The following is a 12447-nucleotide window of genomic DNA, read 5'->3' on the forward strand; positions in this document are numbered from 1 at the left end:
CTCCCGTGACGGGTCGAGGGGCGCCCCATTGTGCACAGCCCACCTTAGGGTTGCCAGGTGGTCTTCTCCCCGCTGAGCTTGCGGTCCAGGAAGGTGGCCGCGCTGATCAACGCCAGATGGCTCAAGGCCTGGGGTGTATTGCCGAGGTGGTGGGCCTGGCTGTCGAACTCTTCGGCGTACAACCCCAGCGGGTTGGCGTAGCGCAGCAGTTGCTCGAACTCCAGGTGGGCCTTCTCCACTTGCCCGGCGCGGGCCAGGCATTCGACGTACCAGAACGAGCAGGCGGCAAACGCGCCTTCGGTGCCTTGCAGGCCGTCGATCTGGCTGTCGTCGTTGCGGTAGCGGTAGACCATGCCATCGCGCACCAGGCTTTTCTGGATGGCTTCCAGGGTCGAGAGCCAGCGCGGGTCGGTGGCGGCAACGAAGCGCACCAGCGGCATCAGCAGCATCGAGCCGTCGAGCGCCGTGCTGCCGATGTGCTGCACGAAGTGTCCGCGCTCCTCGTTCCAGAAGTTGCTCCAGATGTCGGCGTAGATGGCCTGGCGCGTCTGGTCCCAGCGTGCGAACGGCGCCGGCAGCGAGCGCTTGGACGCCAGGCGGATCGCCCGGTCCAGGGCCACCCAGCACATCAGCCGCGAATGCAGGAAGTGATGCTGCTCGCCGCGCATCTCCCAGATGCCCACGTCTTTGCGGTTCCAGATCTCGCAGACCTGATCGGTGACTTCCACCGTGTGTTTCCAGCCCTCGTGGGAGATGGCCTCGCCGTACTTGTTGACCAGGTACACCGCGTCCATCAGTTCGCCATAGATATCCAGCTGGATCTGGTCGACCGCCTCATTGCCGATGCGCACCGGTTTGGCGCCACCGTGGCCGCTCAAATGCTCCAGCTGGGTTTCGGGCAGCTCCTGGCGACCGTCGATGCCGTAGAGGATATTGATCTTGGTCGGCTGGCCGCAGCAGTCGCTGACCCGGCCTTTGAGCCAACGCATATAGGCGTTGGCTTCTTCGACAAAGCCCAGGCGCATGAAGGCGTAGACAGTGAACGAGGCGTCGCGGATCCAGGTGTAGCGGTAGTCCCAATTGCGCTCGCCGCCTGGGGTTTCCGGCAGTCCGAAGGTCGCGGCGGCAATGATTGCGCCGTGTTTGCGCGAGGTCAGCAGCTTGAGCGCCAGGGCCGAGCGGTTGACCATCTCGCGCCAGCGCCCGCGATAGTTCGACTGCGCGATCCAGCCGCGCCAGAACTTCAAGGTATGGGCCAGTGCAAGGTCGGTGCAGCCGCTGTCCACGCGCTCATCGTCCTGGCCGCCGAGCACGAACTCGGCGCCTTCTTCCTGGCCCAGCTCAAAGTGCGCCACGGCGGCGTCGTTTTCGATCTGCAGCGGGTGGCTGCCGGCCAGGCGCAGGCCTGGCTGGCCATCGGCGGTGAAACACACGGTGCCGTTATCGAGGGCGGCGTGGGTGGACGCGCGCGCGTAATCATGGCGCACGGCGCAACGCAGGTGGAGGGTGGCCTTGCCGCTGACCACACGCACGCGGCGGATCAGCAGGGGCAGGTCGTCGATTTCTTCGCTGATGGTCAGCAGGTCGGTGACTTCGACCACGGCTTCGTCGCTGAGCCAGCGGGTTTGCAGCACATTGGTATCAGGCAGGTAGATCTGCTCGCGTCGCGCGTTGGGCAGGTCGGGGGTGAGTTGGAAAATCCCGGCACCGGGGGTGTCCAGCAGCGAGCAGAAGATCGACGGGCTGTCGAATTCCGGCCAGCAGAAGAAATCGATGCTGCCTTTGTCATTCACCAGGGCGGCACTGCGCATGTCGCCAATGATGCCGTGGGCATCGATGGCGCTTTGTTGCTCGTCATTCAAATCAACCATTGCCACGAAACTCCGGATAAAGGCTCATGCCGCCGTCAATAAACAAGGTGCTGCCCACTACATAGTCGGAGGCATCACTGGCCAGCCACACCACCGCGTTGGCCACGTCCTCCACATCGCCGATACGGCCGTAGGGAATCAGCTTCAGCAGCTCCTTCGCTGCCGCGCCTTCAGTGGCAGCGCGGTTGATTGCGGTGCGGATCGCGCCGGGCGCAATGCCGTTGATGCGGATGCGCTGTTCGCTGACTTCCTGGGCGAGGGTGCGCATCAACATTTCCACGCCGCCCTTGGACGCCGCGTAATTCACATGCCCGGCCCAGGGAATGAGCTGGTGCACCGAACTCATGTGGATGATCTTGCCGGCCGCCCGCGACACGCCTTCACGCAGGCCCTGGCGATTGAAGATACGCACGGCCGCGCGTGCACACAGGAACTGCCCGGTGAGGTTGACGCCGATCACGCTGTTCCAGTCGTCCAGGCTCATGTCGACCAGGTTGGCGTCCTTTTGCATACCGGAATTGGCCACCAGGATGTCGAGGTGACCGAAAGCCTCGAGGGTCTGGGCGAATAAACGTTCTACGTCGGCCTCTTTGGACACATCGGCGCCAATGGCAATCGCCCGGCCGCCTTCTGCATTAATCTCGGCCGCCAGGGCTTCGGCCGGTGCGGCCTGGGCGTTGTAATTGAGCACGACGGCGGCGCCGGCCTGGGCCAACGCCTTGGCCGCGCCGGCGCCGATTCCGGAACTGGCGCCTGTCACCAGTGCCACTTGTTGCTCCAACGAGATGTGCATTGCCCACCCGACCTTAAATTCGTGAGTTCAAGTAGCTGACTGACGCCGCGCAACGGAAGTTCATCCGTGTGATTTTAGCGACTACAACCATGGTGATAAATGGAATAAAAGAATAATAAGAAATAACCATAAGATACTAAAAAACCGCTCAAAAGCGTTTGACAGGATTTTTTGTCGCGTGTCTTATAGGCACACCTCAACCCGCTCCGTTGGTAGTTCGGATGTCATCGCGGGGCCACCTATAAGAGAAATGTATGTGCCTGTCGGCCGTTATAGGGGAACTACCAGAGCAGGAAAAACGGGCTGCGTTATTACGCGCTCCCAAGTTGATTATCTTCGATTGCGACGGTGTCTTAGTTCACAGTGAAGAAATCACCCTGTCTGTGTTGATTACCCTGCTGAATGCCCAAGTAACGGGCAGTTTCAAACTGGATGAAGAAACGTATATCGAGCGCTTCCGCGGTCGTCGCATCGCTGAGTGTTTGCGCGAGGCGCAAGGGTTATTAAACATCGAGTTGGACAGTCAGTTCGAAGCACACTTTCGACACCAGGCCCTGGCGGCACTGACACTCAACTTGAAAGCCACTGATGGAATGGTTGAAGTCCTGCAGTCCTTGACGGTGCCTTATTGCGTAGCGTCGAGTGCGCCGCGCAACAAGATAGAACATTGCCTGCGCATTACCGGGCTGTTGCCTTACTTCGAGGGGCGGATATTCAGTTGTTATGAGTTGGGCCGTTGGAAACCCGATCCGCTGGTGTTTTTAACCGCTTGTGCAACTTACAACATTGACACCGCTGACGCCTGGGTAGTTGAAGACAGTGTCACCGGCGTCCAGGCGGCGATGGCAGCGCATATAAAAGTGCTGGGGTTTGGCCCGCCCAGTCGCCACGCACAGTTGGCAGCGGCCGGGGCATTACCGTTTTCCGATATGCGTGAAGTGTTGTCCCTTATTAATCATTGACCTTACTCAGGGAGGAGGCGTTGTGAGCGTATACGGTTATAGAGAACGGCTTAAGGCCAATGACCCCGGTTCAGAAGTGTGGTGGGATTCATCGCCGGTGGTGTACGCGCCTTTTAAAAGTCACTTGCTGGACAAGTACCCGGCGGCGATTGCGCATATCGAGCAGGTGATGCCCGATGAGTTCTCGCAGGGCAGCGGCTTCAGCAGTGTGACCACCAACCCCCGGCTGGTGACCGCAGCGATTCTCGACAAGCGCGAGTATTGGTCGTCGCGCTTCAACCTGGCGAGCCTGTCGCCCGCAGAGTTGCGCAAGAAGCTCTACAACGAAGTGATAGCCGAGGGCGCCGCAGCGCTCCAGGCGCTCTGGGTGCAGTCGGGCCAGGTCGAAGGCTGGATGTGCGCGCAGGTCGACCCGGTGGATGTGCGTTGTATCGAACGCATGACGGCCCGCGGGCTGGAGCTGCAGCAGCTGGCGCCGAACGTGATGGTCAAGGTGCCCGGCAGCCTGGAGGGCATGGCTACCGTCGAATACCTGGTGGCCCGGGGCGGTTCGGTGAATATCACCTTCTGCTTCACGGTCTCGCAGTTCCAGGCCGGCCTGCAGGCCATCGAGCGGGGCATGGCGACCGCACGCAGTCACGGTATCGACACCCGTCACTGCCGGCACGTGATTACCTTCATGATCGGACGTTTTGCCTGTCAGCCGGAATTTGCGTTGCAGGCGGCGGAGCGCGGCCTGGCGCTGAGCCCGGAGGAACTGCGCTGGGCCGAACTGATGGTCTACGAGCAGATCCAGGCGCTGGTCGCGGCGTCGACGGTGCCGGTCAAGACCCTGCTGTCCAGCATCAAGATCGATGTCGACGAGCGCGGTAACAAGCATTGCTGGCACCTGGAAAAAACCGGGCTGAAGGCGACCTGCTACACGCTGACGCCGGACGTGGTGGAGTTCCTGATCGAGCGTGAGAGCCACGGCAAGCCGGTTGGCCCGGCGACGCAGCCGTTGACGCCGCCGGCGTCGATCTTCGCCAAGCTGATCCGGATTCCGTACTTCTGCGAAGCCTATTTCATCGACAGTATCGAGGCGTACGACTTCGGCAACCATGAGGCGTTTATCAACGCCTGCAACGAGGCCAACAGCGCGCACCGGCGGCTGGCCGATTACTGCGTGCGACTCTGCCCGGTGGCGAAGCCGTTCAAGCGGTCGCTCACCGCGCTGCTCGCTGCCGAATTCGGGGTGATCGCATGAACAAGATGATCGGATTGTGGGCCCACCCGCGCTCGCGCTCCACCGTGCTGGAACGGGTGTTCATCGAGCGTGGAGATTTTGAAGTGTTCCACGAGCCTTTTGCGCACATGGCGTTTACCGAGGCGTCGGCGATCCCCTCGGATGAATGGGACCACAGTTTGCCCACCACGTACGAGGGCATCAAAGAGCACCTGCTGGCGGCTAAAGAGCGCAGCAATGTGTTTCATAAAGACATGTGCTACCACTGCCTGGATGACTTGAAAGTTGATCTTGGGTTCCTCGCACAACAAGCCAACATCTTTCTTATTCGTGAACCGGCCAGCAGCATTATTTCCCATCATCGCGTCCATCCCGATATGCCTGTCCAGGCCATTGGGCATAAAGCGTTATATGACATCTTTTGCGTGGTCACCAAACTGACCGGAACAGTGCCCTATGTGATCAATGCCGATGATCTGGCGGCTGAGCCGGAACGGGTAATACGCAAACTCTGTGATTACCTGGAGATTGAATTCCTGCCTCACGCCATGACGTGGAAACGTGAATGCCCGCCCCAGTGGAAAACCTGGAGAAGTTGGCACGTGGCGGCAGAAAACAGTGAGCGGATTATTTCACCGGCTAAACATCAAGTTGATATGACAGTACTCGATCAATTTCCGAAGTTGCGGGAATTGTACGAATACCACCGCACGTTTTATGCGCGCATGAATGAATTTTGCCAATAAGGATTGTGGTATGAAGAAGTTGATTATTACCGGCGCGGCCAATGGCATCGGCCGGGCGACTGTCGAACAGGCGATTAAAGACGGTTACTTCGTTATTGCGGCCGACAAGGATCGACAGGGCCTGGAACGGCTGCAGGGGCTTCATGGCCGCGAGGTCCTGGAGACCCACGTCGCCGACTTCTCCGACCCCGCCGTTATCAAGGGGTTTATCCCCGCGCTGTATGAGCGCCATACAACGATCTACGGGCTGGTCAATAACGCCGGGATCTACCACGGCAAAAGCGTCTACGCCTATTCCGATGAGCAGATCGACGAAATCCTCAATGTGAACCTCAAGGCGCTGGTGTATCTGTCCAAGGATTTTGCCGAGCGCGAGATGAAGCACGAGGCCCCGCGCGCCATCGTCAATATTTCCTCGGTAGCGGGCGAGGTCGGCAGCTGTGACGCACTCTACGGTGCGACCAAGGCCGCGGTCATCGGCCTGACCAAGGCCAATGCCTGGAATTTCGCGCCGTTTGTGCGGGTCAACGCGGTCTCGCCGGCGCTGATCCATGAGACCGCGATCTACGACACCATCCCCGAGTACCGCCGTGTGGAGTACGCACGCCAGGAGATCCTCAAGGATCCCATCCTGCCCAGCGGCGTGGCCGAGGTGATTTTGCTGCTGATCGGTGAGGGCTTCCGGCACATGACCGGCAAGGTCATCCCCGTGGACAACGGAGCCTACCCACGGTGAGCCAGTCCCTGCGCAAGAAAAAACTGCTGCTGGTGGGCGCCGGCAACCTGTGCCTGCAGATCCTGAAGATTCTCGGGCCAAAAAACGCCTTCGAATTTGTGGTGCTGGGGCGCAACGAAGAGTCGACTGTCCGGCTGTGCAACCTGGTGGCGCTGTCCTGCGCCCAGTTGGGCCAGTACATCGCAATCAAGCCGGTGATCGCCGACCTGACGGACATCCCCAAGGTGACGCGAGTGCTGCGTGAAGAAGCGCCGGACATGCTGGTGAACTGCGCGTCGTTGCAATCGTGGCGGGTGATTACCGGCTTGCCGAGGTTATCGTTCGAACAACTCGACCAGGCGCAATTCGGTCCCTGGTTGCCTATGCACCTGACGTTGATGCATTGCCTGATGCAGGCGGTAAAAGCCTCCGGCATCTCGGCCAGGACCGTGAATGCGGCCTTCCCCGATGCCGTCAATCCGATTCTGGCCAGGGTCGGTCTGGCGCCGGATATCGGCGTAGGCAACGTGGCCAACCTGATCCCGGCCACGCAGCTTTCCATCGCGCGGTTGCTCGAATGCGCGCCTGCCGACGTGCAGGTGCAGTTGTATACCCAGCACTACTTCAGCCACTACGTGCCGCGCGGTGGGTTGCCGCCGCGTGCCAGCTACCGCTTGTTATACGAGGTGCGCGACCGGCCGCCAGTAACGCACCTGTCAGACGCAGAGATCTTCTCCACGGTGAAATCCGAGTTCCGCCGCCTGGGCGGGATCGATGGGCAGTTCCTGACGGCCTGCTCTGCGGTCACCGTCATCGAGGGCCTGTTTTCCCCCACGCCGGTGTGGGTGCATGCACCGGGCCCGCTTGGGCTGCCGGGTGGCTATCCGGTGAAGCTGCACGAGGGGCGGATCGACGTGCAGTTCAGCGAGGCCTGCCCCCAGGACGAGGCGGTGCGCATCAATAGCATCTGCCAGGGCCAGGATGGCATCGACGAAATCCACTGTGACGGATCGGTCACCTACAACCCGCAATGCATGGCCGTCATGCAGGCGCTGCTGGGGTACTCCAAGCAAACCATGTCCATCGAGCAGTCCGCCGACTTTGCCCGGGAATTGGCGAGCAAGTACCTGGCCTTCAAAAATTCAACTTGGTAGGTGTGTGATGAATCAGATGTCAGGGCGCAAACACAGCGAAGTCGCCAGTTATGCCACGCAATACTCCGCAGACTTCGTGGAGCGTTGGGACGAGTTGATCGATTGGGAAAAACGAAAGGCCGGGGAGGGCGGCTTTTTTGAAGAGCTGTTGCGCCAGCACGGTGTGCGCTCGGTGATCGATGTGTCGACGGGCAGCGGCTTCCACGCGGTCCAGCTCAAGGAAGCAGGGTTTGAGGTAGTGGCCACGGACGGCAGCAGCACCATGCTGACCAAGGCGCGGGAAAACTTCCGGCAACGCGGCCTGGAGATCGAATCGCACTACATGGATTGGCTCGCGCTGGATCCTACCGTGCTGGGCAAGTTCGACGCGGTGGTGTGCCTGGGCAGTTCGCTGTGCCACGTCTTTGAAGCCCATGATCGATTGCGGGTGCTGGAGAAGTTCAGGGCACTGCTCAAGCCGGGCGGCCTGCTGATTGTGGATCAGCGCAATTTCTTCGCGATTCGCGCGGGCAACTTCAAGGCGAGCGGCAATTACTACTATTGCGGCACCAACGCCTGCGTGACCCTGGGGCACGTCGATCAACACCTATGTGAGTTCATCTACACCTTCGATGAGACCGAACAGTATCGCTTGAAGGTGTATCCGTTGTTGCCGGGCAAGTTGGCCACCGAAGTGCTTGCGTCCGGGTTTGGCGCGCATGAGAGCTACGGTGATTTCCAGCGCGACTACGACATGATGACCTGTGATTTTGTCATCCACACCGCGCGCGCCGTCTGAGGGTCAGAGCATGAGTACACTCGTACAGAGCAACCCCCGCACCCTCGACAGTGTGGTGCTGGCGGTGGTCTTGACCGGCTTCGTGGCCAGCACCTATGGGTTCGGCGTCTACCTGTTCGCCAACCTCGTGGTGGACATGCGCCGGGACATCGGCTTCGACTACACCACGGTCGGCGTGATCACCGGCGGCGCGCAGGTCGGCTTCCTGCTGTTTTCCTCGGTCACCAGCTATATCAGCCGGTTTTTCGAGGGCTGGAAAATCAGCCTGGTGTCCACCGTGATGACCTCCCTGGCGCTGCTGGGCTTGAGTATCAGCGACAACATCTGGCTGTCCGGCGCGCTGCTGATTCTGCTCGGTGGCTGTTCCGCCTCGGTGTATATCCCGTTGGCCGAGATCGTCACCAAGGGCTTCAGCCCGGGAAATCGCTCGCGGGTCATGGGGCTGATTTCCAGCGGCACCAGCTACGGGGTGTTTATCAATGGATTGCTGGTCTCGTTTCTCACCTTGAACGGCGGCTGGCGTTCGATCTGGCTCACCGCCGGCCTGATCTCCGTGGCGTTGTGCCTGGTGGCCTGGTTTCTGTTGCGTAACCTGGGGGCGAGCCAGGATGTCGGCTTTGCCGGGGAGCACTCGGCAGTGGCGGGCGGTGATCGGCCCTGGCTGAGTCGTTCGCTGTACCTGACCTGGGCCATCGCTTTTCTCAACGGCATGGCACTGTTGCCGTTCCAGACATACCTGGCGCCTTTTCTTCGCGATGAGCTGGGTGTTTCGGTGCAGGATGCCGGGTTTATCTGGACCACCATCGGTGCCGTGGGCATGGCGTCAGGGTTTCTGGTCGGGTGGATCGCCGACAAGGTCGGCGTGCGGGCATCCCTGGCGATGTGCTTTTTGAGCGCGGGGCTTGCCGCCACCCTGGTGTTCAGTTTCAACAGCCTTCCACTGTTCTACCTCGCGGCCTTTTTGTTCGCTTTGGCGTTCTACCCGATCTTCGGGCTTGTCCCCAGTTACATCGGGCAAATCGTCCCGGTCAGCCGCCTGACCCAGGCCTTTGGCATCGCCAATGTCCTGATCGGCCTGGGGGGCGTGTGCGGTAACTTCCTCGGCGGGTTTTCCAAGGACCTGACGGGGTCGTTCTCAAGCGTCTATTGGGTGGTTGCGCTCTTGTTGTTCGCGCAATGCGTAATGGTGTTCATGTTGGGTAAACAGCCTGTTTCGATGACGGCGGGAGAGCAGCCATGAGCTATGTTGCGCAAGGTCCAGGCCAGAACCTGCATGCGTTTGCGTTCAGCCATCTACGCGCCGAACACCCGCGCATGAAGCAACGGCCGTTGGTCATCTGGATGACCGGCATCTCTGCCTCCGGCAAGTCGACCATTGCCGATGCGCTGGACATTGCCCTGCAGGCCCAGGGGCGATTTACCTGCATCGTGGACGGCGACTCCGTGCGAGGCGGGCTGTGCCGGGACCTGGGATTTACCGACAACGACCGCGAGGAGAATATCCGGCGCGTCGCCGAAGTGGCGCGGCTGATGCTGGAGGCGGGGCTGATCGTGATCGTCGCGCTGATCTCGCCGTCGGCGGCCAGCCGGCACTACGCGCGCTCGATCATCGGCAATGAGTCGTTTGTGGAAGTGCATGTGGATGCGCCGTTGGAAACCGCCGAACAACGCGACCCCAAGGGCCTGTATAAAAAGGCCCGCGCCGGGCTGATCAAGAACTTCACCGGTATTGATTCGCGGTATGACCTGCCGATCTTTCCGGAAGTCCACTTGAATACCCAGGCGCTGTCGGTCGAGCAGTCCGTCGAGGCGATCCTCGATTGGGTCGCACGTAACGACGCGCGCACGTAGCCGTTGGTCTTTGCGTCGGTATCACACTGTCAGCCTTTTCAGAAAACAAGGTAATCTGCGGCATCGCCGCAAGACCGCGTTTTCTAAGGAGCAGACATGACGCATTTTACGGGCACTGCAAAATCGATCCGTCTGATTGGCGGGGCCCGGGTGTTGGACTTTATCAATACCACCAATGGCCGGCGTCCCGGCACCACCCTCAAGGTGATCGAAGAGCGGCTGACCAGTTTTCAGTTCTTCTTCGAATGGGCGCTCCATGCCTCGTTGATCTCGGCGCAAGAGTTCGATGACTACAAGCCCATGGTGTTTGAGTCGCCGATTTCGTATCAGCCCGACCTGGACGCGATCATCGCGTTCAGGGAGTGCCTGTACGCCGTGTTCTATCCGTTGTCATTGCAACAGGCCGCGCCCGATGCGCCATTGCAGCAGATCAACCTGGCATTCCAGCAGGGCGTTGCCTGGCGACTGCTGCGCTCGGTGGATGGCAAGCCTGCCTGGGAGTGGAAACCCTGCACCACCGCGCAGGAACTCACCACCATGGTGTTGGGCCGCCTTGCCATCGAGGCCACGCACATGCTGGTGTCCGGTGATCTTCAGGCATTGAGGAGTTGCACGGCCACCGACTGCGATTGGGTGTTCCTGGACATCTCCAAGAACAAACTGCGCAAGTGGTGCCAGATGAGCGTCTGCGGCAGCCGAGAGAAGCTTAGCCGTCTCCGGCAGGTGGCCAGCCAGCCATAGCGAGTGCCACGGGCGACGGGTAGCAATTGCTCGACTTAATAGGAAGCATTACTATTCACGCCCCGCCTCCCCAGTGCTCCCGCGATGATCCCTCAGCCGCCCCGCAGAACAGGCTTTTTCGAACACTACGAAGAGTTGGTCGGGACGTGGACGCGCCGCCTGAGAAACCGTCAGCAGGCCGAAGACCTGGCCCATGACACCTTTGTGCGGGTGCTTGAGTCAAAATCTTCCGAGGTCGAGCAACCGCGCGCCTACCTGCACCAGACCGCGCGCAATATTGCAGTGGACGCTTATCGGCGCGAAGACCGTCGCGAAGCCATGGCCCTGCAAACCTGTGATCAGAGCTCGCCCCACAGCGGCGACCCGGAGCATTTCATGCACGCGATCCAGTTGGCGGACTCCATAGAACGGGCCTTGGCCGAGCTGCCCCTCAACTGCCGCAAGATTTTCATCTGGCAGAAAATCGAGGGCCTGACCCAGCAAGAAATCGCCGAACGCCTGGGGTTGTCTAAAAACATGGTGGAAAAGTATATGATCCGCACCCTGCGGCATTTGCGTGACCGCCTGGACGCGATGGCCCCATGACCCACGCCCGCTTTTTACAGGACCTTCCATGATGGATAACGTTGAACGTGCCTGCGGCAGTGAGGAGGCTCGCGATGCAGCTGCGCAATGGTTCGTACGTCTTCAAGACGCCGACCTGAGCCCTGAAGAGCGCCAACGATTCGACGCCTGGCGCAATGAGCGCGCCGAGCATCAATACGAGTTCGATGTGCTGCAGGGATTGTGGAGCGCCACCGACTTGCTGCCCAGGGCGCGCCTGCAGGCATTGTGCGAAGCACCCGCCGAGCGCCCCAAGCGCCGCGCCGTGTTGCGTTATGCGGTGGCGGCCAGTGTGGTCGCCGTGGCCGTGGGGCTGGGGCTGTTCAGCGGCCTCGACCATCCAAAACCCTACACTGCCGAGTTCAGCACCCGCCTGGGTGAGCATCGCCAGGTGGCCTTGCCGGATGGTTCCGTGATGGACCTCAACAGCCGCAGCATCGTCTCCGTGCATTTTGAAAAAGGCCTGCGCGGCGTGGAGCTCAAGCAGGGCGAGGCGATGTTCAGCGTCGAGCACGACACCAGCCGGCCCTTTGTGGTGGCCGCCGGGGCAGGGCAGGTGACGGTCACCGGCACGCGGTTCGATGTGCGTCGCGATGACGACCAGACCCGCGTAGCGGTCGAGGCCGGTACCGTGAAGGTGCAAGGGCAGGCTGCAGACACCGTGGTGACACTGACGGCGGGCCTGGGTACGCATGTCGACCGCAAGGGACAGGTGGCAACGGCCTACGCGGTGAACGCCGAGGAGCTGACAGCCTGGCGTACGGGCAAGCTGGTGTTCAACAACGCCCCGCTGGGCGAAGTCGCACGCGAAGTCTCGCGTTATCGCGAGCAGCCACTGCGGGTCAGCACACCGGCAGTCGGCAACCTGCGCCTGACCAGTGTGTTCAAGGCCAACGACACCGACGCCTTGCTCAAGGCCTTGCCACATATCCTGCCGGTGGCCTTGCGCACCTTGCCGGACGGCAGCCAGGAAATTATTTCACGCTGACATTCAGGTTTTTTCCGAGT

The 12447-nt window shown here is 60.7% G+C and carries 13 protein-coding genes; 11 read left to right on the top strand and 2 right to left on the bottom strand.

Annotation, left to right across the window (positions count from 1 at the left end):
• Positions 1–44: 44 nt before the first annotated feature.
• Both AC07SI_RS08240 and AC07SI_RS08245 read right to left on the bottom strand, forming a co-directional pair.
• The gene (locus AC07SI_RS08240; RefSeq protein WP_495005515.1) at positions 45–1871 is read right to left on the bottom strand and encodes a glycoside hydrolase family 15 protein; all 1827 of its coding nucleotides are present in this window, start codon (positions 1869–1871) and stop codon (positions 45–47) included.
• Positions 1864–2664 carry a glucose 1-dehydrogenase gene (locus tag AC07SI_RS08245; protein WP_106804602.1) on the bottom strand — a complete coding sequence of 267 codons (801 nt, stop codon included), beginning with the start codon at positions 2662–2664 and terminating at the stop codon, positions 1864–1866. The genes AC07SI_RS08240 and AC07SI_RS08245 overlap by 8 nt, the downstream gene beginning before the upstream one ends.
• A gap of 254 nt (positions 2665–2918) precedes the next feature.
• On the opposite strand from AC07SI_RS08245, the gene AC07SI_RS08250 reads away from it, so the two are divergent.
• The 11 genes from AC07SI_RS08250 to AC07SI_RS08300 all read left to right on the top strand — a co-directional run bounded on the left by AC07SI_RS08250 (position 2919) and on the right by AC07SI_RS08300 (position 12427).
• Positions 2919–3626: an HAD family hydrolase gene (locus tag AC07SI_RS08250; RefSeq protein ID WP_065907202.1), complete on the top strand. Its 708-nt coding sequence runs from the start codon at positions 2919–2921 to the stop codon at positions 3624–3626.
• Positions 3627–3795: 169 nt separating this feature from the next.
• On the top strand, positions 3796–4872 hold the full coding sequence (locus AC07SI_RS08255; RefSeq protein ID WP_495005675.1) for a transaldolase family protein: 1077 nt from the start codon (positions 3796–3798) through the stop codon (positions 4870–4872).
• Complete coding sequence (locus AC07SI_RS08260) at positions 4869–5597, top strand: sulfotransferase-like domain-containing protein (protein ID WP_495005516.1); 729 nt, start codon at positions 4869–4871, stop codon at positions 5595–5597. The genes AC07SI_RS08255 and AC07SI_RS08260 overlap by 4 nt, the downstream gene beginning before the upstream one ends.
• A 10-nt stretch (positions 5598–5607) precedes the next feature.
• On the top strand, positions 5608–6333 hold the full coding sequence (locus tag AC07SI_RS08265; RefSeq protein ID WP_106804600.1) for an SDR family NAD(P)-dependent oxidoreductase: 726 nt from the start codon (positions 5608–5610) through the stop codon (positions 6331–6333).
• Positions 6330–7466, top strand: coding sequence for a hypothetical protein (locus AC07SI_RS08270; protein ID WP_213553561.1), 1137 nt, complete (start codon positions 6330–6332; stop codon positions 7464–7466). Before AC07SI_RS08265 ends, AC07SI_RS08270 begins: the two co-directional genes overlap by 4 nt.
• A gap of 7 nt (positions 7467–7473) precedes the next feature.
• Positions 7474–8244 (top strand): class I SAM-dependent methyltransferase, encoded by a 771-nt coding sequence (locus AC07SI_RS08275; RefSeq protein ID WP_213553559.1) that lies wholly within the window; start codon positions 7474–7476, stop codon positions 8242–8244.
• A 10-nt stretch (positions 8245–8254) separates the two neighbouring features.
• Positions 8255–9484, top strand: coding sequence for an MFS transporter (locus tag AC07SI_RS08280; RefSeq protein WP_495005517.1), 1230 nt, complete (start codon positions 8255–8257; stop codon positions 9482–9484).
• A complete protein-coding gene (gene cysC, locus AC07SI_RS08285) occupies positions 9481–10095 on the top strand; it encodes an adenylyl-sulfate kinase (protein WP_065907185.1) in 615 nt (204 codons plus the stop codon). Before AC07SI_RS08280 ends, cysC begins: the two co-directional genes overlap by 4 nt.
• A 96-nt stretch (positions 10096–10191) precedes the next feature.
• Positions 10192–10836, top strand: coding sequence for a CGNR zinc finger domain-containing protein (locus tag AC07SI_RS08290; protein ID WP_495005518.1), 645 nt, complete (start codon positions 10192–10194; stop codon positions 10834–10836).
• 84 nt (positions 10837–10920) lie between these two features.
• A complete protein-coding gene (locus AC07SI_RS08295; protein ID WP_065907182.1) occupies positions 10921–11421 on the top strand; it encodes a sigma-70 family RNA polymerase sigma factor in 501 nt (166 codons plus the stop codon).
• Positions 11422–11452: 31 nt separating this feature from the next.
• Positions 11453–12427: a FecR family protein gene (locus AC07SI_RS08300; protein ID WP_495005676.1), complete on the top strand. Its 975-nt coding sequence runs from the start codon at positions 11453–11455 to the stop codon at positions 12425–12427.
• Positions 12428–12447: the final 20 nt, after the last annotated feature.

Source organism: Pseudomonas sp. GW821-FHT05D12 (genome assembly GCF_059419825.1).